Raw genomic sequence first — 20,007 nt, forward strand, 5'->3', positions numbered from 1 at the left:
AGTCCGCTATTTACAGCCTTTTCCGTCGAAGACCATACAGGCCGAGTCCCCGGATTTCACCTTCCAGGTCTTGATCAGCGGCGTCTGTCCGTTGGCGCGCATCTCCACCACGAAATCGACGAGTCCCGAGATCGGCAACTTCTCCATGTGAGGCCATCCCGCTTCGGGCACCTCGATCCAAAATACCGATCCCAACGTGGAAATGAGGATCCGATGGGTATTCGGTTCGATGTCGATGACCGGGCTGTAGAAGCTCTTGTCCTCGGCCAAGCCGGCACCGTTGAGGAGAAGAACCAGAAATCCTGCGAGAAGAATCGTTCGCATGAATGGCATCACGATCGCTCCTTCCAATGAAAGAACATGATTTATGGGGGACATTATCTCACCTGAGTATGGAGAAGGAAACCGGAAATTCGGGGATTTGCCGGAAGGGGAGTGACTCGATATGCCGCCGTTCGATCGGAGGGGCGATCAGGAAACGGGCGAGAGAGTGGCCGGAGTTACCCGCCCTTGCGAGATGCGATAGGCACGAATGTCCGGACGGGCCTTATCTTGAAGGGAAATCAAGAGGTAGAGGGGAAGCGTGAGGTTGAGCCGCGCCCAGTTCTCTTCCCAGTCGTCGGCGATCTTGATGTCCGTGACGGAGGGACGCGCGGGATCATGGGGATGAGAATGATAGACGACCTGAAGCGTCAGGCCGCTGTTTCGGATGTCCTTGACGGCCTGGAACATCTCCCGCGCGTCCATAATGAAGGCGATCTCGGCGCGTTCCTCGGGAGAAAGCCTGGACAAGTGTTGAATCTTGGCTTCGTCGAAGGCCGCGGCATCGGCGGCGCCTTCGAGGCTGACCACGTTCTTGATGCGATACACGCGACTGACGGTCTGGCCCGTCCCCGCGAGAAATCCGCAGCACTCGTAGGGATCCAGCGTCCGTGCATGCTCGACGAGTTCGTCGAGGACCGACTGGGGAATAATCAGATCTGGCACGATGACCGGTCGCCTCTCGTCCGTTTCGATCGCTCGATCAGATCGTACACGTGACCGTGTAATCGGTGCTCAGATCGGTAATGGAGGGGGTGGGGCCGCAGAGGCGGCAGGCCGGATCCTTGGGACGTCCGACTTTGCGGAATTTCATGTCCAGCGCGTCATAGATCAACAGGCGGTCGGCAATGGTTTCGCCGATGCCGAGGATTTCCTTGATCGCTTCGGAGGCTTGAAGCACGCCCATGGTGCCGGCCAGGACCCCCAACACACCGGCTTCCTGACAATTCGGAACCAATCCGGCCGGGGGCGGTTCGGGATAGAGACAGCGGTAGCACGGATAGCCGGCATGCGGCTTGATCGTCGTCAGTTGGCCTTCGAAACGGAACATGCTGGCGGAGATCAACGTTCGCTTGGCGAAAAAGCAGGCGTCGTTCACCAGGAAACGAGTCGCGAAGTTATCCGACCCGTCCAGCACGATATCGTATTCCTTGATGAGCGGCAGGATGTTGTCGGCGTCCACAAGCTGATGATAGGTCTTGATCGTAATTTCCGGGTTGATCGCCGCAAGCGTGTTCCGGCCTGATTCCACCTTGGGCTGCCCGAGACTGGCGGTGGAATGAAGAATCTGCCTCTGAAGGTTGGAGAGATCGACCACGTCGCCGTCCACCAGCCCGATCGTGCCGATTCCCGCGGCGGCCAGGTAGAGCGCCGCCGGCGAGCCCAGGCCTCCGGCTCCGATCAGCAGCACCTTGGCGCTGTTGAGTTTGAGCTGCCCTTTTCCGCCGACTTCCTGAAGGATGATGTGCCGGCTGTAGCGTTGAACCTGCTGCTCGGTAAGTTCCATGTTGGATCAACCCTGTCTGTAAATCGTGGCGATCGGTCCGGTGGCGCGAGGGCCAGGCGGACGGGGCCGTGATTATTCGACGACGTTCAACTCGATCGGATCGACGACGACACCTTTCTTGCGGAGCCCTTCCACCGCGCGCTCGATCTCGGCGGTCTCGCCGGTCAGTTCCAGGTCCATCCAGCCGGTCGTTTCGCGGACGTCGGCGCGCCGGACGTTGGTCACGACCTGATACTCACGGCCGATCTGATAAATGACGGGTTCCTTGATTTTCTCTTCCGGAAAACGGATGTGAAATCGCATGTTGGACATGGTCAGCCTCCCGCAATGGCGGGCACGATGGACACTTCGTCGCCGTCATTCAACGATGTCTCTTTTCCTTTGAGGAACCGGATATCCTCTTCGTTGACGTAAATATTGACGAACCGCCGTAGTTCGCCGGTTTCATCGCACAGCCGGTCCTTCAGACCCGGATGGGCCTGGTTCAACGTGTCGATCATGGCCGCGATGTCGGCGGCCTGGGCCTCGACCTCGCTCTTGCCTTTCGTCAACGGACGGAGGGGAGTCGGAATCCGAACCTTAATCATGCATCACCGCCATTTTTTCCCATCTTGAATGTTTTTTCAAAGGCCACCAAACTCGGAGAAATCCGGACCGGACGGCCTACGGCGTCGATCACGGCTTCCTGGGTCTTGAGACCGTTGCCGGTAATATAGGCGACCGTCACGTCGGACTTCTTGATCGTGCCCTGCTTGACGAGCTTCTTCAGGACCCCGATGGTCACGCCGCCCGCCGTCTCGGCGAATATGCCTTCGGTCTGGGCCAGCAGCTTGATACCGTCCACGACTTCTTCGTCGGACACCATGTCCATGGCGCCCTTGCTTTCCGCCGTCGCCTTCAAGGCGTAATAGCCGTCGGCGGGATTGCCGATCGCCAGCGACTTGGCGATGGTCTTGGGTTTCACCGGCTTGAAGAAGTCCCGACCGTCCTTGAACGCCGTCGAGATCGGCGAGCAGCCCTCTGCTTGGGCCCCATTGACCCTGGTCCGGACCTCATCGATCAGCCCGATGGCCTTCATCTCATGGAGGCCTTTCCAAATCTTGGTCAGGAGTGAACCCGAAGCCATGGGGATGACGACCTGATCCGGCGTACGCCAACCGAGCTGTTCGACCGTTTCGAATGCCAGCGTTTTCGACCCCTCCGCGTAATAGGGGCGGATGTTGATGTTGACGAAGGCCCAGCCGTGCTCGCCGGCGATTTCACTGCACAGGCGGTTCACGTCGTCGTAGTTGCCTTCGATCTCCACCACGTTGGGTTTGTAGATCAAGTTGCCGAGCACCTTGGCCGCTTCCAAATCCCCGGGGATGAACACGTAGCAGCGCATCCCGGCCGAGGCCGCGTGGGCCGCCACCGAGTTGGCGAGATTGCCGGTCGAGGCGCAGGCGACGGTTTCGAAACCCAGTTCGCGCGCGCGCGTCAACGCGACCGCGACGACACGATCCTTGAACGACAGGGTGGGGTGATTCACGGTGTCGTTCTTGATGTACAGCTCGTCGAGGCCGAGATACGCTCCGAGGTTCTTGGCCCGAACCAGCGGCGTGAAGCCTGCGTGCGGGCCGAGGAACGCCGGGCCTTCCACCGGCAGCAGATCGGCATAGCGCCACATGCTGCGCGGTCCCGCTTCGATCTTTTGCCGCGAAATGGTTTTCTTGATCTCGTCGTAGTTGTATTTCACTTCGAGCGGACCGAAGCACATTTCGCAGACGTGGATCGCCTTGGTCGGATATTCCTTCCCGCACTCGCGACACGTCAACGCTTTCATCTTGGCCATCGTGACACCACCTTCGGCATTCTGTGATTACGGTCTGGACGCACAGCCCGCGAACGGATCTCCGTCGTCGAACAACTCCGTGATCGTCGGATGCTCACCGCACAAGGCGCACGCAGGATTGCGTTTGACCCTGATCTCCCTGAATTGCGTTTTGCGCGCATCATAGTCGAGCAGGCGATCGGTCAACGGACGGCCGATGCCGAGCACGAGCTTCAATGCCTCCGTCGCCTGAATCGTTCCGATCACGCCGGCCAACACGCCAATGACGCCGGCCTCCTGGCAGGAAGCCACCAGTCCGGCGGGAGGAGGACTCTTGAACACGCAACGATAGCAGGCGGATTTTCTCGGAATGATGGTCGTGACGCGTCCGTCGAATCGCAAGATCCCGCCGTGCACCAACGGCTTATCGGCGAAGAAACAGGCGTCGTTGATCAGGAACTTTGCCGTGAAATTGTCCACCCCGTCGATCACCACGTCGTAGTCCTGGAAAATCTTGATGGCATTGCCCGCCGTCAGCCGCTCTTCGTACATCGTCACGGCCACGTCGGGATTGAGCCCGTGGATCTTCTCCTTCCCGGACAGGACCTTGGGACGTCCGACGTCGGAGGTATGATGGAGGATCTGGCGTTGGAGATTTGTGATATCGACCACGTCGCTGTCGATCAAGCCCAGCGTGCCGACTCCCGCCGCCGCCAGGTACAGCGCCGCGGGGGATCCGAGGCCGCCGGCGCCCACCAGGAGAATCCGCGCCTTTGCGAGCTTCTTCTGCCCCTTCCCGCCGACCTCCGGCAGGAGAATATGCCGGCTGTATCGGTTGATTTGTTCTTCGGTGAATTCCATGATCTCGCTTGTCCCGCCGTGGCGGCCGACCGGGTCGGCTTCCGGATACCCTGGTCGAATGCTCCGGATCAGATGTTAAAGTATTTTTCGATGCTGATATAGCGCTCGCCCGTATCGCACAAAATCGTGACGACGTTTTTGCCCGGACCCAGCTCCTCTGCGATTTTTTGCGCGGCGAAGACGTTGGCTCCGGAAGAAATCCCGACCAGGATTCCCTCTTGTTTGGAGATCCGCTTGGCCGTCTGGTAGGCCTCGTCGTCCGTCACGGTGACGATGCGGTCGACCACCTTCTTGTTCAAGACCTTGGGAATGAATCCTGCGCCGATCCCTTGGATCTTGTGGGGACCCGGTTCCCCTCCGGAAAGCACAGGAGAGCCGGTCGGCTCCACGGCCACTATTTGAACGCTCGGATTGCGCTCCTTGAAGACTTCCCCGCAACCGGTAATCGTCCCTCCCGTACCCACGGCGGCCACAAATGCATCGATTTTCCCGTCCATCGCTTCGAGAATCTCCGGAGCCGTCGTCATACGGTGCATGGCCGGATTGGCCGGATTTGAAAACTGATCCGGCATAAAATACGACGGGTTCTGGCTCAGCAAACTTTCAGCCTCGCGGATCGAACCTTTCATGCCTTCCCAGGCGGGAGTCAGCACGAGTTGAGCGCCATACGACGACAACAGGCTGGCGCGCTCCATGCTCATGCTTTCCGGCATGACCAGAATGAGCTTGTATCCGCGGACCGCGGAGATGAGGGCCAATCCGATGCCCGTATTGCCGCTCGTCGGCTCGACGATCGTCCCGCCTGGCTTGAGCTTGCCCTGTCGTTCCGCCTCGTTGATCATATTGAGGCAGATTCGATCCTTCACGCTGCCGCCCGGATTGAAAAACTCCACCTTGCCGTAGATCGTCGCGCAGCCGGGCTTGCTCAGCCGGTTGAGGCGCACGAGTGGGGTGTGCCCGATCGCTTCGGTGATCTCTTTGTGCAGGGGCATGATCAGCACCCACCCCCCATGTAAAATAGGAATTCGAGCCGGTCGCCTTCCTTCAACGTCGTCGTGGCCAGTTGCGTCCGCTCCACCATGGTATCGTTGACTTCCACCGCCACCATCTGTGGCTCGATCTTCTTGGCTTGCAGCAGGTCCATGACTGTTCCAGCGGAGACCTCTTCAACTTTGCCGTTGATCTTGACTTGCATGAAGTCTCCTAACTTGGCCCAGGGATTAAAGAATTCAGACAGGTTAACAAACTGTCCTCTCGAAAGTCAACGGAACGGAGCCGCTGGGAGCCTTGCTTGACATTGCGCCGAGTCCGCCGCCACTATGCACGACTTCTCGGAAGGAGTGCCGCATGTGGAAACGCAATTTCATGTTTCGAGCGAGCGACGCCACGCCGCTGAAGGAGTCCGAAAACGAGTTGTTTCATGAGACCGACCCGGCCATGGACAGCGCCGGTCTCCAGTTGGAGAAGTTTTTGTCGGTTTGGATTCAAGGCGACGGCGACGACGAGGCCCCGGCCGCATATACGAACATGTATGTCAGAACCGCCACGTTGGATTTCCAGCGGAAGGTCGGATTTTTGCAGCCGCTCCAGGGACGCACGCATCAGATCAAGCAATTGCTGACGCCCGGTCAGAAACACTTCCTGAAGGAATGGCTTTCGCGCAACGCCCCTCACGCCTGGGACTCGACCGACGACCACTTCAAGCTGCTGTTCGAAAACGAATGAGTGGCCGCCTGGCTTCCAGCCCTCACCGGATCTCCCGTGCGCTCGCGGTCTGCCTGCTGTGGATTCCATACGTGTCACCCATCGATCAGGCGGTGAGTGCCGGCATCGAGATCTATTTTGCCCCGGAAGAAGCCCCGCTCGACAGGGTGGTCTCGCTCTATGGGAAGGCCAGACGCTATATCTATGTCTCGGTCTACGGCCTCACGTCGCCCCGCGCGGTCGAGGCCCTGGTAGCCGCCAAGAAACGCGGCCTTGACGTGCGTTTGATGACGGATCAGGGGCGCGCGCAGGATATCAAGCAACGAAGCGCGCTCCGCACCCTCCGGTCGGCCGGCATTCCCATCCGCGTCAATCGGCACGACGGACTGATGCATTTGAAACAGGTCGTCATCGACGACGACGTCAACACGTCCGGCTCCATGAATCATACGACGAGCGGAAACCGATACAACGATGAACGGCTCGACATCGTCACCGACCATGCGACGACGGTCAAGGCCCGTGAAAAATTCCTGGCGATGTGGAATGATCGGGAACGGTTTGAATCCTGGGTTGAGGAATGAGCGATCGTGGCCGAACTGATTGAAGAAACCGACGTGGCGGTGGTGGGAGCGGGCGGGGGAGGCGCCGTCCTCGCCCTCGCCATTGCCCAGAAGGGAATCCGCACCGTCGTTCTGGATCAGGCGCCCGGTCCGCCGCAAGGGCTGCGCGGTGAGATCTTGCACCGAACGGGCAGGCGGTGCTGGATAGGCTCGGTGTGCTGCAATCCTTGCCGGCCGTCGTCGGAGCCGACGGGACGTTTTCGAAGGTACGGGGAGCGTTGGCTCACGCGATGAACCCGCACGCCTCGCAGGGACGCATGCAGGCCATGGTCGACGCCATGACCCTCTCCGACCTGATTCCCGACTGTCTCCGCGACGGCGACTGCTCGGCCGAACGTCTGCGTGCATGTGAAGCGGCTCGTCGCCCTCACGTGACGCTGCTGCAGCGGTTGGCCGATCAACAGGTTTTTTATTGGAACACCGGTAACCCCGGTGTCGCGTTTCTGCGGGATCGCGTATTCCGAACGTTGAACAGAAACGCGCGCTTGCGGTATCAAGTGCTTTCGACGACCGCCGGCTTGCAGATGACGGAGCCCTTCACGCTCCTCGACCGCGTCATTGCCGCCGGATTTCTGCCCGACTTTCGGGCGGGGCATCGCCCGGCCATTCCCCAAAACGGAGGATCATGAGCGAACGGATCATCGAGGGTTTGCCGGACGACACACAGCGGGTCGTGCAGTCCTATGCCAAGGACGTCAAGCAGGCGTTCGGCGAGCGCGTGGAAGGCTTGCTCATCTACGGAAGCGCCGTGCGCGGTGAATTTCTTCCGGGCCGCTCGAATCTCAACATGCTGCTCCTGATGACGTCCTACAATTCGGAGGCGCTGCGGACCTATGCCCCGTTACACAAGCGATGGAGCAAGGAGCAGATCGTCGTGCCGCTGTTCCTGACCGAGCAGGAGTTGAACGACTCGTCCGCACTTTTCCCCCTGGAGTTTCTGGAAATTCAGGATTGGCATCGGGTGCTGGGCGGACGTGATCCGTTCGTCGGCTCCCACATCGACAGAAGCCGGCTCGCGGATCAGGTCCTGCAGGGGTTTGCCGGCCACGCGCTCCGTCTCAGGCAGCGTTATGCCGAAGCGGGCGGTGCGGACGATGCGGTGACCATTCTGCTTCCGCTGTCCGTGACGTCCATGGTTCCGCTGCTCAGGGGACTTCAACGGATGTTGAGCCGGCCGGTTTCAGCCCACTCGGACGCCGTGATTTCCGACATCGCCGGGCACTTCAAGATCGACTTGCAGGGACTGCTTGATGCCCTGGCCCTCAAACGAGGGCAGATCTCCCCGGGACCGAGTGAAGTTCCGCGGCTGTTCGATCGCTATCTGCAGGCCGTATCTTCCTTGTCCGCAACCGCATTGACGCTTCGATGATGCTTAAAATTCTTCTGGTCTTCTCCGGACTCCTCCTGCTCGGCGCCATCGACGGAAGCGTCTCGGCCCGCCCGTATGACCGGCCGACGGTCAAGTTGCCGGATCCGATGGGCTACGTCAGCGATCACGCTCAGACCTTGGACGCGGATTGGAGAGCGCGCATCAGATCGGTCTGCCAGGATCTCGAACGAAAGACCGGCGTGGAGATGGTCGTGGTGACGGTGCCCACGATCAAGCCGTTCGGTTCCGCAAACGAATTCGCCGGCGCGCTGTATGAGAAATGGGGCATCGGCTCGACGCAGCAGGAACACGGCGTTCTGATTCTTCTTGCCGTTGAGGAGCGGCAGGCGGCCATGACGCTCGGCCGGCAGATGTTTCCCGTGATCACTCCGGCCGTGATGAATCAGGTCGGCGGCGAATATCTCCATCCCGCAGTGGAACGGGGGCATTTCGGCGAGGGGCTGTATCGAACGGTGGTCGCGCTGGCCTCCGTGTCACAGGAAATCCGAACCGGAACATTGTCGAAAACGCATTATCGAAACTTCGGCATCTGGATTACGGTCTTGACGAGCGTCGGCGCGCTGCTCTTTCTCTGGTGGATCAGCCGTCCGGATCTTCGGCATCCTTACCGACGAATCAGAAAAGCCGAATATTGGGGGACAGGTCAGGGCGGATTCGGCGGCAACTGGGGCGGGTTCGGAGGAGGGACGAACGGAGAAGGCTACACCTAGTTATTTTCTGGTCCTGCGTACAGTAATTCCTACATTTCTACATGCCAGCGTTGTGACGCGTTCGGCTGCCGCGCGCGCCACGATCGGCCCATCGTCCTGAGATTCAACAGAGAACGCTTCCGGTTTCAAGATTAATTCCTCTGGCATATGTGTTGCTCGGCTCCCCCCCCTCGGACTTCGCCGGAAACGTATTCCGACACAAGTCTGTAACGCTTCGAACAATACAAGAAGGAGGACTCATGCCACCCGTCAATCGCTCCCATGTCATGTCCGCCGTGCTGGCCACGGTGGTCGGATGCTCGACCATCGCATCCGTCACGCCGTTCACGGCTTCGGCCGCCGATACGCTCTTCCTCAAATCGCCGAGAACTCCGTCTCGGGCCGACGATTCATTCATTCGAATGTTTCCCGGGCTTCCACCCTTTGCCGCTGCGACCGACGAAATGAGGGACAAGGCGAAGAAGGTCGGCGAAGCCGGAGGAATACTCGATGCGATGGATCTGTTGACCGATCCGGTTCAATCCATCACCAACCCGGCCGTGTTCAGCCCGAACAATCCCGACAATCCCAATATGACAGCGGGTATGACCTTTCTTGGTCAGTTCATCGATCACGACCTAACGCTCGATCCCAAGTCGCCGTTGCTGCAGAACGCCGATCCCCGACGCACCACGAACTTTCGCACCGCAGCCTTCGACCTCGACAGCCTGTACGGCCAGGGTCCGCAGGACTCGCCGGAACTCTATGACCGGAGCTCCGGCGACATCAAGTTGCGCGTGGACGTATTGCCGGGGGCCGAGGCGGTGTCGCGCAAAGGGGCGACCCGCTATGATCTGCCGCGCGACGCCAGCAACAATGCCGTAATCGGCGACAGTCGAAACGATGAGAACGTCATCATCAGCCAGTTTCATGTGGCGATGCTGCGCTTTCACAATGCGGTGATCGACAATCTGCGCGCCAAGCCGGAACTGGCAAAAGCCTCGCCGGATCGGGTGTTTCAAATGGCGCAACGCTTGGTCCAATGGCACTATCAATGGATCGTCCTCCACGAGTTCCTTCCGATCACGATCGGACAAGGCCGCGTGGATGACATCCTGCGACGCGGCACGACGTTCTACAACGGGGACGACGCGCGGTTCAGAAATTTGCGCGGCAATCCGCAGATCCCGGTGGAATTCTCGGTGGCCGCGTACCGCTTCGGCCACTCCCAGGCTCGCCCGAGCTATCGCCTGAACTTCGGGCCGGACGGCGGGAATCCGTTCTTTGTGTTCATTTTCGAGGACAGCAACGACCCGAACGATCCTGATCCGGCCGATCTGCGCGGAGGCAAGCGTGCCGCGCGCCGGTTCGTGGACTGGCAGACCTTCTTCAATTTCGGGGACGGCAACGTGCGTCCGAACAAGCGGATCGACGCCAAGCTGTCCACGCCTCTGATGCACTTGCTGGGTATGCGCGGTCCGGCTCCGGGCATGCCGCAAGACGGGGTGCAATCGCTGGCATCACGCAACCTGATGCGACACGTCAACTTCGGATTGCCGTCCGGACAGGCGATCGCCCGGGTGATGGGCGTGCAGGTGCTCACGCCGGCTCAACTGACGGAATTGCAGCCGTATAGCATGGATCGGAGTACGCCTCTCTGGTACTACATCCTCAAAGAGGCCCAGGTCTTGGAAAGCGGGCTCCGGATGGGACCGGTGGGTGCGCGGATCGTCGGGGAGGTATTCATCGGCCTGCTCAGGGCGGACCGGAGTACATATTTGAGTGTGGATCGGAACTGGAAACCGACCTTGCCGTCGGCGACTCCGGGCGACTTCAAGGTCACGGACCTGCTCCGACTTGCCGGTGTGGTTCCGCCGCTGTGAACTGACGCGCGCGGATGGACTGATCAGTGGGAGGCTGCGGCGCCTGTTTGAGGCGCCGCAGCGGCAGGCGCCGATTCCTTGCGGCCCCAATTGGTGGCCGTGACGCAAATTCCCGCTTCCCGATCCTGAACAGGAATGTCCCGGACCGTCACCAGAGCCCCGCCGCGGGCATCGTTCGTCCAGATACGGAATGCAGTGGTTTTCGATTGGACACTGCTGACGTACACGGTGGTAAACGCCAAGGTCGTCAGCGCGATACCGTTCTGATCCAGTGTCGGTTCCCGGTAGGATACTTCCATCTTGTTCCTGCCTTCCGGGAGCGACATTGTGACGGTGGGACAGCCGGAAGGGAGGACAGGGTCGAGGGTCGTCTCTTTTCTGAGTTCGTTGCTCGAAGCGTTCTTTTCGAGGACCTTCGAATCGAACGTCTGGCAACCGGCGGAGAGGAGTCCCAGCGCCAACAGGGTCAATGTTCTCGCTCCATCGAACATCCAGTGATATTTTTTCATAACCTCAATATGTCTCCCGGTCTGAATTCGCCGCCTGACGGCATGGAACGTCCCGACCCTCTTCCAAGTCTTGGAGATCGGCCCAACTCGTGAGATCGGTTCGTGAAGGATCGACGGCGTCCCGATAGGCGTCGAACCGCTTCTGACTGTCCGTCGAACTCGGTCCTCTCAGCAACAGTGCCCTATTCCACTGATCCACTTCGGATTGAGGCCGAGGCGTAGCTGTTCTTTGGAACCAGGCGATCATTTCTTCATCGGTTCGCGAAGCGGTCACCGCTTCGGTAAATTGCTCGGCCGTCACTCCTGCGAACTCCATCAGCCGCTTGTCCAGGGGGCAGGGGTAGATGTATTCGCCCTCCGTACCGGCCAACACTGCCCGGCACTTATCGATCATGCGCGCCAGATGCACATACCCTCCGAGGGTCACCCGCATGCTCCTCGGGAACGAGGTCCTGAGATCCATAAGCACGTCACAGGAGCTTATGATTGGAAAAGGTGAGGCTCTTGACCGTCACCCGGCCGTTCTCGTAGCTGATGATCCGTCTGGTTCCGGGCAAATCGGAGTTGCCGATCCGCACGTGGCTGTCGCTGAAGCTTTCGACGTTGTTCAACTTTCCATCCTTGGGAGCATAGTAGTACACCGTATATCTCGTCGTGAGATTCTTGCCATCCTGGGTGACGGCGCTGTCCTCGACGTTGATCGTGAATGCGAACGGAGCCATCCCGGGATGGGCCATCGTTCGGTTGATCTGGGTGATCCGGTCGTTCTTCAACCGATAAAAAGAGTTGGAACCGTGTATGTTCAACTTGATGCCGAGCGGATGCCCGTCTTCCTCCATCGTCAGAGAGTACTTCCCGTCGGACTCTTCAAAACTGCGCGGGCCGCGATGCACAGCGATCATACCCAGCTGCTCCTGTGCCCACTTTTGAATGTCGGCGTCCGGCAGTTGCACCGAAACCTCGCGCGGACCTTTGACCATGATCGGGCCGGCGCTCTCGGCTCCGTCGACATTGACGGTCAGATCGGCCGTAAACCCCTTGAAGTCCTTCTGCCAGCGGGCGGTGTTCTCGAATGCCTTTCGCAAGGCTTCACGTGCGCGTGGATCGTCGGCTACGGTCGGTTGCTGCGGCGTATGTGCATCCATGGGGTTCTCCAAAAGAATAAAGGTCTATGGTCAACGAGAAGCATTCCTTCCCGATTATACTCGTCTTGCGGAAGCCTGCTCAATGGGACCCGAGTTATCCGGGCAGACTCGACGTTTTCAAATGACTTCCGACTCTGTTATAGTTCCGTAATTTTTTTGGATCTCCCTCCCGGCGAGGGAGCTGCACTGATATAGATATCGGGGGAAGCGAGAATGGAACGAAGGGCGGCGTCGCATACCGAAGAAGAAGAGATGAACCAGCGGCGGCGTCTTCTGAACGCCGCGAAAAAGGGCGACCAGAAGGCCGTGGCCAAACTCTTTGAATTGTACCAAGTTCGTGTCTACAACAGCGAGATGGTCACCAAACTCAACCGCGCGGCCGGTACGCACAAGTTACAGAGCAAAGGGGCTCCCGGGAAACAACCCAAGGGAGCCGTGCCCGCGAAGAATGCTCCCGCGAAAGGCAAGCATCAACAGGTGAAGGATGCTCCGCAGAAGAAGTCCGGCCCTCTTCAGACGAAAGACCGCGCGGCAAAACACAAGAAATGATGCGGCCCGGCTATTGAATCGCCACGCGTAACCCGCCGTTGCCCAGTTTTCCGGCAATCTCCTCCGCCTGCTTCCACGCGCCGGTGAAGACGACGGCCTCGCCGTGATGATCGATCTTCCAGGCCAATTCAAAGGCTCTGGACGCGGTCATGCCGGGAATACATTCGCAGAACAGCCCGATAACCTGCTGGTACGTGTGGCAGTCACAATTGTAGACGATGACGCGGGCTTCGAGGCCGTCGCCTGCGCTGGTCGAAGGCGTTTCAGTCGTCAGAGGCGTCGCGACTGGGGTAGGGGATTCGGCCATAGACTTCGGGATTCTAGCAGAGTTGCACGCCACGATTAACATCCGGTTCGAAAAAGACTCGAGGCCGCCACGGATCCCTCTCCTTCCCCGGCATCGTCGATCGCCTGTCTCTCCGAATCTGTTTCCTGACGTTGGTGTTGGCCCGCTTCTTCCAGTGCGCACGCGTCATGCGTCTTCATTCCCGGGATCGATCGCCGTATTCATCGACAAAGCCTGGGACCCATGCTAGGGTGCCGCCCATGAAGGATCTGTTCAGATCCTGGCTCGACATCCTGCTGATCTTTGTCCCGGTCTCCGTAGGTCTGGAACTCATCCACGCCGATCCGCTCGCAATATTCATCTGCTCGGCTCTCGCCATCATTCCTCTTGCGGGGGTTCTAGGGCGCGCAACCGAACACCTGTCCGCGCACGTCGGGGAGGGAATCGGAGGTCTGCTCAATGCTTCCCTCGGCAATGCCGCGGAGTTGATCATCGCGCTGGCCGCACTACGAAACGGTTTGCACGACGTCGTCAAAGCATCCCTCACCGGCTCGATCCTCGGCAACATCCTGCTGGTTCTCGGGGCCGCCATGATCGCGGGCGGCGTGAAGTACGAGCGTCAGAAGTTCAACCAAACGGCCGCCGGAATGGGAGCCAGCCTGCTGCTCCTCGCCGCAGTCGGTTTGATCATCCCCGCGCTCTTTCATCTGACGGCGGCCTCTCAAGGGGCAGCGGTTGAACGTGAATTGAGCTTGGAAATCGCCATCGTCCTATTTGCAATTTACGTCTTGAGTCTCGTGTTTTCCTTGAAGACCCATCGCCATGTCTATACCGGCGAAGAACATGGACCGGCCGATCTCGGGGAGACCCCATGGACGCAGACGAAATCAACCGTCGTGTTGGGAGTGGTCACGGTCCTGATTGCCGTCATGAGCGAGACGCTGGTGGGGGCGTTGGAACCGGCTGCCCACCGGCTCGGGATGACGCAACTCTTCGTCGGTGTCATCCTGGTGGCGTTGGTCGGCAATGCCGCCGAGCATTCGACCGCCGTCATGGTCGCGATGAAGAATAAAATGGATCTGGCGCTGAGTATTGCCGTGGGATCCAGCCTTCAGATTGCTCTTCTGGTTGCGCCGCTCCTGGTGTTTGCCAGCTATCTCTTCGGCAAACCGCTCGACCTGATCTTCACCCCGTTCGAGGTTGCTTCCGTTACCATTTCCGTTCTGATCGTCGGATTCGTCGCGATGGACGGGGAATCACATTGGATGGAGGGAGTCATGCTGGTGGGTGTCTACGCGATGCTGGCGGTGGCGTTTTTTTTCCTGCCCGCCTAAGAGCCGGCGGACTAGAATCGATCCATGTCGATGACTTCCGTGGCATCCCACAGATTCTTGTTTTCCGCGTCGGCAAGGGCCTTCTGCCGATCCTCTTCCGTCTCATCGCCATAGTGGCCCGGCGAAGTCGGCTTGGCCGCGGGATCGGACTGCGTGGCCGGCGCAGCCGTACGGCGACGCTTCTTGCTTGGATCCATGTTCACAGGCACGTGGCGCTCCTCCAGCTCTCCGATCCAGTTTCCACTTCCGGGGAAGGAAAAGTCAATCGCGTCCACCTCATCAGTAGAGGAGTTCGGCGACGTGGTCCGCATAGAGCCGGCCTTTGGCGGTCAATCTGGTATATCGATCCACTTCTTCGATCAGGCGCTCTTCGCGTAAGTGCTTGAGCGCGTGCTCATGACCATAATTCCCGCTATGGGCCGAGAGACTGGCCGTCGGAATTCCCTGGAGCAATCTCAGTCCGAAGATGACGGAATCCCTCAGCTTCTCCGGATCGGATAAGACGGCATGGTCTGACAGCGGCAATCGCTGCGCAGCCAAGTCCCTCTGATAGATATTCAAATCAGCCGTTTTGCCGAACCGGCTCCCATCCACGAACGACTGCGCGCTGGGCCCGAGACCCAGATACTCGCCATGCGTCCAATAGAGAAGATTGTGTCGGCACATGCGATCCGGTTTGGCATAGTTCGAAATCTCGTACCGGATATAACCGGCCTCATGAACCGTGGCGTCCGCCGCCTGTTCCATGGCGACCTGCAGCCCTTCGTCAGGAGGGAGACATCGACCGGATTCGACGTCGGAAGCCAATGCCGTTCCCGGTTCAATGGTCAGTGCATAGCACGAGAGGTGTGAGGGCGTCAGGTCCAAACACTGTTCGAGCGTCGAGAGCCAGCTGGCCACCGATTGGCCAGGAAGCCCGTACATCAGGTCCAGATTGACATTCGTGAAGCCCGCCCGGCGGGCATGCCGCACGGCGGTTACCGTTTCGCCGGCAAGGGCCGAACGCCCGATGCGGGCCAGCTCGGTGTCCTCCATCGATTCGGCACCGAAACTTACCCGCGTGAATCCGGCGCCGAGCAGCGTCGAAAGATCGTTCATCGTGACCGTGGACGGATGGGCTTCGATCGTGACTTCGCAATCAGGCAACAGATCAAAATGATTTCGGATGCCGTCCAGAATACCGGTGAGATCCGACGTCTCCAAGGCCGTGGGGGTTCCACCCCCAAAATAGACCGAAGACAGCGGCCGTCCCTGTATGGCCTCCTGGCGCGCGTGCAATGCGATTTCGGTGTGCAGCGCAGCCAAAAATCTCCCCGCTGCGGCCGGATGATGGACTTCCAGATAAAACGCGCAGAAATCGCACCGGCGGCGACAGAAGGGAATATGGACATAGAGGCCGAAGGGCCGGCTCATGACGGGATACGGAACGGTTGCGGGCCGGAAAAATCCCGCGATACCACGATCTCGATTTCGTCGGCCGGGGAGATTCCGCGATTGCGGATATGCGCGTTCCAGGCCGGATGTCGTCGAAGCGACTCGAACACATCCTTCAGCAATTCCGGTTTGATCCGCCCTTCCCACTCACGGGCCCAGGCGAATTCGTCCTCCTCGCCGTCGAAGTCGTCGGGGAAGGATACCTCGAGGCTGAAACGAAGGCGAAACGTCTTTTCTTCCCGGTGCATCGGTTTCTCGGCAGATTGCAAGGTCAACCGGACGAATCTATAATGACGCTCCGACAAAGGAGCACCACTATGCCTATCTTCGAATATGTCTGCCGCGAATGCAATCACCGATTCGAACTGCTGGTTCAGGGAGCCATGCAGCCGGCCTGCCCTCAGTGCCGTTCAACCGACCCGGAGAAGCAATTCTCCGCGTTCGGGGTCGGCGCGACCGAATCCTGGGCAACCTCCTCGGGAGGCGGCGCCTGCGGGAGCTGCGGTGATCCGCGAGGTCCCGGAGCCTGCTCAATGAATTGACCATGGACTCGGAAGAGCAGACATTGCAGGAGGCCATCGCCGCCATCGCGCAATCCGACCCTTTGGTCAAGCTTCTGCAGCAGGTGAAGGTAGGCCGCATGAAGCCTACGGATCCGGGATTGGCGGCCGTGACCGAATCCTGGCTTGCGACCTACCGAAAGGCCGTCATGGTCGAGGGGCTGACCAAGCAGGCTCTCAGGCGAATCAACCCGGAGCCCCGCCTGGCTCTCTTGATCGAAACCGGTATCATCACATCCTCTCATCCCTTCGTCTCAGCCCTCGTGTCGAATTTCGAACAGGCCCTCGATCGGGCTAATGACTGACTTCACCCTACGGCACATTGCGCTCGCCACTCTTTGTCTTGGCGCACTCCTTTCGACTCTCAATGTCGCCGCTCAGGACCTGAACGGAAGGGGGCCCCTGCATATCGTATCCGACCCTGCAGAGATCACGGCATTTCTTCCCCCCTCCACGCATCTCATGCTGGAACCGTCGTCGATCGAACGGTTCTTGGACCAGCTCGACGAGCGGCCTCCGGACTGGAAGACCGTCTACGGTCAAGGACATCATGATCCCGGGCACGACGACCGACTGTTCGCGCTCAATCGCGAACGCGATAGGCGACGCGAGGGAAATCCGGCGCTGTCATGGCTCGTTGCGTTCGCCTGGATCGGCGAACTGTCTCCCTTCGATCCGCAGCTTGGCGGATTTCCCGTCGCCCTCGGACCGAAATTCATCCCGACTCGATGGGGCGTAGTCCGCTTCAAAGCGGAGGAGCCGCCGGGCAATCTGGTCGTGGTCGCCGACGAAGCGTCCGCCGGGATACTGAATGCGGAATCTGGCCGGACGCTCCCGGCAAACATCAATGTCCTCATGACCGGACGGCTGGTGCCGGACGAATCGCTGGTGTACGATTTTTCACATGAGGAGGAAGGCCTGGGACTCATCATGCCATTCGTCCGCGTGGAGCAGGTCCATTATGTTCTGATGCGGTAACGACACATCGCTTTCACCTACGCATTTACCCACCGTCGAGTTCTGAACGCCTGAGGCCCAAAACCATACAGTGCAGGGGTGCGGACCATCGGCATCACCCGGCGCGCTATGGCCGGACAATCTCCGCATTCCCATCGCTTCCTACCGGAACGGTAAGCAAGACGGCAGGGTATCGGACTTGCTGATTCACGACTTCCCAGCGTGGGTTTGTCAGCGGGCTGACACGGAGGTCGATGATGGGGCTCGGATCATGCGGCATAGGTCCATTCGGCCATGGGCGGCTCGTCACCATGACCGCATTGCCCGCCATACTGCTGCTCTGGACTTCGGGTGTGTTGGGCCATGATGGGGAACGCCATTCCACATCTGGTGGGATGAAACCGGAACAGACGGCCGCAATCTCGAGCGACAAGACCCCCTCACGCACGGAAGGGGCCGGCCTCCAGACGCCGCCCAGAAAAGCGCGCCGTCTGATCAAGAAACCGAGGGAACAATCACGGGCCGTGCTACCGTCGGATGTACCCATGCAATCCGGCGCCACGGCTCAGTCTGCGGCCGTGCCGTCGAGAGAGGTGCAACCTCGAGAGCGATCCGAAAGAAACTCGCCAGCCGGATCATCGGGACTGTCACCCATGATCCCGATGGCAAGTATGGCGACTGTCACGCCGATGATTCCTTTGGCGTCCGCCGCGGGAAGTCCAGTTCCTTCATCAAGTGCCGCTTCGACTCCTGCGACGGGAATTGCCGCTGTTGGCGCGGAGGGGGCAAGACCATCCGGTCGGTCCTTCCAGTATCTGATTCAACAGGCACCGGGGCTCACGCAGTTAGTGACCGGCGTGCCGCTGCCCCCCGTCATTCCACAAGAGCCGATCGCGCCCCTGCCGCCCCCTTTATCGGCACCGCAACCGGGATTGCCGACGCCGTCGCCAAATTGGTTCGCCTATCACGTGGTCAATCGACTGACTTACGGAGGCACGCCCAATCAACTCAACATGATTGCGTCCCTGAACACCGCGGCGGAGGCGCAACGCTGGGCGACCTCGTTCATGAAAGAGCAACTCGAGCTGGACCCGACGAAACCTTGGCCGACCAATCTGCACAGCACAAGTCCGCTGCCGCGTCCGGTTCCCATCCAGGACATCGCCACTGACCTCCTCCTGTCCGAAGACAAAAGCACATGGAAAGCGGACGAGAGTGACGCGGGAATTCTTTCTCCCAGTTTCAGCGAGCTCCAAGATCACGACTTGATCAGAAAGATGCACAGCCGGCGCCAGCTGAAGGAGAAGATGGTGTATTTCTGGGAGAATCATTTCAATACCAGCTATCGCACCCACAGCAAAGGCCAATACGAGTTACAGGAGAACGAGGCGTTCCGCGACCGGGCGTTTGGAAATTTTCTGGACCTGCTGCTGACGAGCGGCAAAAGCGCCGCGATGATGATTTACCTGAACACCGACGTCAACGTGAAAGAAAACCCGAATGAGAACTACGCCCGCGAAGTGCTGGAGCTGCATACGCTGGGCGTCACGGACCAGGGCACGCCCAACGGATACACCCAGTTCGACATCGTCGAGGCGGCCAAAACCCTTACCGGATGGGATAACACGGCGGACGTGCGGGGGGGCTTCCGCTTCGTGTCCAGCCGGCATAGCCCGGGATCCAAGCTGTTTTTGGGACAATCGATTCCGTTCAACGGCAGCGGACCCGGCGAAGGCGAACAAGTGCTCACGCTGGCCGCCCGGCATCCCTCGACCGCCCGCCATGTGTCGCAGAAGCTCTGCGAGTATTTCGTCAGCGATGCCTGTTCCACCGCGCTCGTGAACGAGGTCGCGTCCGTCTTTTCGGATTCCAACGGAGACATCAAAAAAGTCCTCATCGCGATCTTCACGTCATCCGATTTCATGAACGTGGCCAACTACCGTGGACAGGTGAAGACGCCGCTCGAATATCTCGTCGGCCTCCACAGAAACCTCGGTGTCTGGTCGTCACGGGAGCCGTTCCGGACCCGCCTCGTGAACGTGGGGCAATCGATCTACGAATATGCGCCCCCGGTCGGGTTCAAGGAAAAAGCAGTGGAATGGCTGAACACCAACGTACTGTTTCATGAATGCAGCATGGTCTACGAGATCACGATCCCGGGATTCGGCAATACCATCCGCTACGGGTCGTCGAGCAGCGGCGGGCAGATTCGAATCTGGATGGAAGAGCTCAAATTGACGACCGAAGAGCAGATCCTGGGCTTCCTGACGAATCTGACCGTCGACCGGATGGTCACCGTGACGGAGTATCAGCTGTATCTCAATACGTTGAGAGCCGGATTGGGCAGCAGAGCATTCGACATCAAGAATACCTCCCGCGAGGATGCGCTCGACCGGACGATGGCCACCATCCTCACCAACCCGCGCTATCTATATCAATGAGGTC

The 20,007-nt window shown here is 59.5% G+C and carries 29 protein-coding genes; 13 read left to right on the top strand and 16 right to left on the bottom strand.

The genetic code is table 11. The features are described from left to right. Positions 1-6: 6 nt before the first annotated feature. The 9 genes from NSJP_RS14145 to thiS form a co-directional block, all read right to left on the bottom strand. A complete protein-coding gene (locus NSJP_RS14145) occupies positions 7-333 on the bottom strand; it encodes a hypothetical protein (protein ID WP_080887519.1) in 327 nt (108 codons plus the stop codon). Positions 334-471: 138 nt separating this feature from the next. Continuing rightward, positions 472-987, bottom strand: a complete 516-nt coding sequence (locus NSJP_RS14150) for a Mov34/MPN/PAD-1 family protein (RefSeq protein WP_172834356.1) — start codon at positions 985-987, stop codon at positions 472-474. Between the two features lie 37 nt (positions 988-1,024). Beyond that, the gene (gene moeB / locus NSJP_RS14155; RefSeq protein ID WP_080887521.1) at positions 1,025-1,828 is read right to left on the bottom strand and encodes a molybdopterin-synthase adenylyltransferase MoeB; all 804 of its coding nucleotides are present in this window, start codon (positions 1,826-1,828) and stop codon (positions 1,025-1,027) included. Between the two features lie 72 nt (positions 1,829-1,900). Next, a complete protein-coding gene (locus NSJP_RS14160) occupies positions 1,901-2,140 on the bottom strand; it encodes an NIL domain-containing protein (protein ID WP_080887522.1) in 240 nt (79 codons plus the stop codon). A gap of 2 nt (positions 2,141-2,142) precedes the next feature. Continuing rightward, positions 2,143-2,415 (bottom strand): MoaD/ThiS family protein, encoded by a 273-nt coding sequence (locus NSJP_RS14165; protein WP_080887523.1) that lies wholly within the window; start codon positions 2,413-2,415, stop codon positions 2,143-2,145. Beyond that, positions 2,412-3,659, bottom strand: coding sequence for a threonine synthase (gene thrC, locus NSJP_RS14170; RefSeq protein WP_080887524.1), 1,248 nt, complete (start codon positions 3,657-3,659; stop codon positions 2,412-2,414). The genes NSJP_RS14165 and thrC overlap by 4 nt, the downstream gene beginning before the upstream one ends. 27 nt (positions 3,660-3,686) lie before the next feature. Next, positions 3,687-4,499: a HesA/MoeB/ThiF family protein gene (locus NSJP_RS14175; RefSeq protein WP_080887525.1), complete on the bottom strand. Its 813-nt coding sequence runs from the start codon at positions 4,497-4,499 to the stop codon at positions 3,687-3,689. A gap of 68 nt (positions 4,500-4,567) precedes the next feature. Next, on the bottom strand, positions 4,568-5,491 hold the full coding sequence (gene cysK / locus NSJP_RS14180; protein WP_080887526.1) for a cysteine synthase A: 924 nt from the start codon (positions 5,489-5,491) through the stop codon (positions 4,568-4,570). Positions 5,492-5,493: 2 nt separating this feature from the next. Continuing rightward, positions 5,494-5,694, bottom strand: a complete 201-nt coding sequence (gene thiS, locus NSJP_RS14185) for a sulfur carrier protein ThiS (protein ID WP_080887527.1) — start codon at positions 5,692-5,694, stop codon at positions 5,494-5,496. 152 nt (positions 5,695-5,846) lie between these two features. Between thiS and NSJP_RS14190 the strand changes: the two genes are divergently transcribed. From NSJP_RS14190 to NSJP_RS14215, 7 genes are all read left to right on the top strand, one after another. Continuing rightward, positions 5,847-6,224: a hypothetical protein gene (locus tag NSJP_RS14190; RefSeq protein WP_080887528.1), complete on the top strand. Its 378-nt coding sequence runs from the start codon at positions 5,847-5,849 to the stop codon at positions 6,222-6,224. 71 nt (positions 6,225-6,295) lie between these two features. Next, positions 6,296-6,787, top strand: coding sequence for a phospholipase D-like domain-containing protein (locus NSJP_RS14195; protein ID WP_172834357.1), 492 nt, complete (start codon positions 6,296-6,298; stop codon positions 6,785-6,787). A 33-nt stretch (positions 6,788-6,820) separates the two neighbouring features. Next, complete coding sequence (locus NSJP_RS20150) at positions 6,821-7,060, top strand: FAD-dependent monooxygenase (RefSeq protein ID WP_456237786.1); 240 nt, start codon at positions 6,821-6,823, stop codon at positions 7,058-7,060. Further along, positions 6,982-7,455, top strand: coding sequence for an FAD-dependent oxidoreductase (locus NSJP_RS14200; protein ID WP_197685543.1), 474 nt, complete (start codon positions 6,982-6,984; stop codon positions 7,453-7,455). Before NSJP_RS20150 ends, NSJP_RS14200 begins: the two co-directional genes overlap by 79 nt. Continuing rightward, positions 7,452-8,195, top strand: coding sequence for a hypothetical protein (locus NSJP_RS14205; RefSeq protein WP_080887530.1), 744 nt, complete (start codon positions 7,452-7,454; stop codon positions 8,193-8,195). The genes NSJP_RS14200 and NSJP_RS14205 overlap by 4 nt, the downstream gene beginning before the upstream one ends. After that, a complete protein-coding gene (locus tag NSJP_RS14210; protein ID WP_080887531.1) occupies positions 8,192-8,926 on the top strand; it encodes a TPM domain-containing protein in 735 nt (244 codons plus the stop codon). Before NSJP_RS14205 ends, NSJP_RS14210 begins: the two co-directional genes overlap by 4 nt. A gap of 239 nt (positions 8,927-9,165) precedes the next feature. Next, positions 9,166-10,788 carry a peroxidase family protein gene (locus NSJP_RS14215; protein ID WP_155970245.1) on the top strand — a complete coding sequence of 541 codons (1,623 nt, stop codon included), beginning with the start codon at positions 9,166-9,168 and terminating at the stop codon, positions 10,786-10,788. A 23-nt stretch (positions 10,789-10,811) separates the two neighbouring features. Here NSJP_RS14215 and NSJP_RS14220 read toward each other — a convergent pair whose 3' ends face one another. The 3 genes from NSJP_RS14220 to NSJP_RS14230 are packed head-to-tail and all read right to left on the bottom strand — an operon-like array spanning position 10,812 to position 12,442. Continuing rightward, positions 10,812-11,297 (bottom strand): hypothetical protein, encoded by a 486-nt coding sequence (locus tag NSJP_RS14220; RefSeq protein WP_080887532.1) that lies wholly within the window; start codon positions 11,295-11,297, stop codon positions 10,812-10,814. Positions 11,298-11,301: 4 nt separating this feature from the next. After that, positions 11,302-11,730: a DUF5069 domain-containing protein gene (locus NSJP_RS14225; protein ID WP_172834358.1), complete on the bottom strand. Its 429-nt coding sequence runs from the start codon at positions 11,728-11,730 to the stop codon at positions 11,302-11,304. A 37-nt stretch (positions 11,731-11,767) separates the two neighbouring features. Then, positions 11,768-12,442, bottom strand: coding sequence for a DUF3386 family protein (locus NSJP_RS14230; RefSeq protein WP_080887534.1), 675 nt, complete (start codon positions 12,440-12,442; stop codon positions 11,768-11,770). 213 nt (positions 12,443-12,655) lie between these two features. On the opposite strand from NSJP_RS14230, the gene NSJP_RS14235 reads away from it, so the two are divergent. Continuing rightward, positions 12,656-12,991 (top strand): hypothetical protein, encoded by a 336-nt coding sequence (locus NSJP_RS14235; RefSeq protein ID WP_080887535.1) that lies wholly within the window; start codon positions 12,656-12,658, stop codon positions 12,989-12,991. Between the two features lie 10 nt (positions 12,992-13,001). Here the strand turns inward: NSJP_RS14235 and NSJP_RS14240 are convergent, their stop codons facing one another. Further along, on the bottom strand, positions 13,002-13,298 hold the full coding sequence (locus NSJP_RS14240; RefSeq protein ID WP_080887536.1) for an ATP-dependent Clp protease adaptor ClpS: 297 nt from the start codon (positions 13,296-13,298) through the stop codon (positions 13,002-13,004). A 239-nt stretch (positions 13,299-13,537) separates the two neighbouring features. Between NSJP_RS14240 and cax the strand changes: the two genes are divergently transcribed. Continuing rightward, the gene (gene cax / locus NSJP_RS14245) at positions 13,538-14,611 is read left to right on the top strand and encodes a calcium/proton exchanger (protein ID WP_080887537.1); all 1,074 of its coding nucleotides are present in this window, start codon (positions 13,538-13,540) and stop codon (positions 14,609-14,611) included. Between the two features lie 11 nt (positions 14,612-14,622). Here the strand turns inward: cax and NSJP_RS14250 are convergent, their stop codons facing one another. The 3 genes from NSJP_RS14250 to NSJP_RS14260 form a co-directional block, all read right to left on the bottom strand. Continuing rightward, positions 14,623-14,820 carry a hypothetical protein gene (locus NSJP_RS14250; protein WP_155970247.1) on the bottom strand — a complete coding sequence of 66 codons (198 nt, stop codon included), beginning with the start codon at positions 14,818-14,820 and terminating at the stop codon, positions 14,623-14,625. A 70-nt stretch (positions 14,821-14,890) separates the two neighbouring features. Beyond that, positions 14,891-16,024, bottom strand: a complete 1,134-nt coding sequence (hemW, locus tag NSJP_RS14255; RefSeq protein ID WP_080887539.1) for a radical SAM family heme chaperone HemW — start codon at positions 16,022-16,024, stop codon at positions 14,891-14,893. Continuing rightward, entirely contained in the window at positions 16,021-16,293 is a 273-nt protein-coding gene (locus NSJP_RS14260) for a hypothetical protein (RefSeq protein WP_080887540.1), read from the bottom strand. Before NSJP_RS14260 ends, hemW begins: the two co-directional genes overlap by 4 nt. A 69-nt stretch (positions 16,294-16,362) precedes the next feature. Between NSJP_RS14260 and NSJP_RS14265 the strand changes: the two genes are divergently transcribed. The 4 genes from NSJP_RS14265 to NSJP_RS14280 all read left to right on the top strand — a co-directional run bounded on the left by NSJP_RS14265 (position 16,363) and on the right by NSJP_RS14280 (position 20,003). After that, positions 16,363-16,587 carry an FmdB family zinc ribbon protein gene (locus NSJP_RS14265; RefSeq protein WP_080887541.1) on the top strand — a complete coding sequence of 75 codons (225 nt, stop codon included), beginning with the start codon at positions 16,363-16,365 and terminating at the stop codon, positions 16,585-16,587. A 2-nt stretch (positions 16,588-16,589) separates the two neighbouring features. Next, positions 16,590-16,910, top strand: a complete 321-nt coding sequence (locus NSJP_RS14270; RefSeq protein WP_080887542.1) for a hypothetical protein — start codon at positions 16,590-16,592, stop codon at positions 16,908-16,910. Continuing rightward, positions 16,903-17,583: a hypothetical protein gene (locus NSJP_RS14275; RefSeq protein ID WP_080887543.1), complete on the top strand. Its 681-nt coding sequence runs from the start codon at positions 16,903-16,905 to the stop codon at positions 17,581-17,583. The genes NSJP_RS14270 and NSJP_RS14275 overlap by 8 nt, the downstream gene beginning before the upstream one ends. A gap of 233 nt (positions 17,584-17,816) precedes the next feature. Then, a complete protein-coding gene (locus NSJP_RS14280) occupies positions 17,817-20,003 on the top strand; it encodes a DUF1800 domain-containing protein (RefSeq protein WP_080887544.1) in 2,187 nt (728 codons plus the stop codon). The last annotated feature ends 4 nt before the right edge of the window (positions 20,004-20,007 follow it).

The organism is Nitrospira japonica, assembly GCF_900169565.1.
In the GTDB taxonomy this organism is placed as follows: Bacteria; Nitrospirota; Nitrospiria; order Nitrospirales; family Nitrospiraceae; genus Nitrospira_C; species Nitrospira_C japonica_A.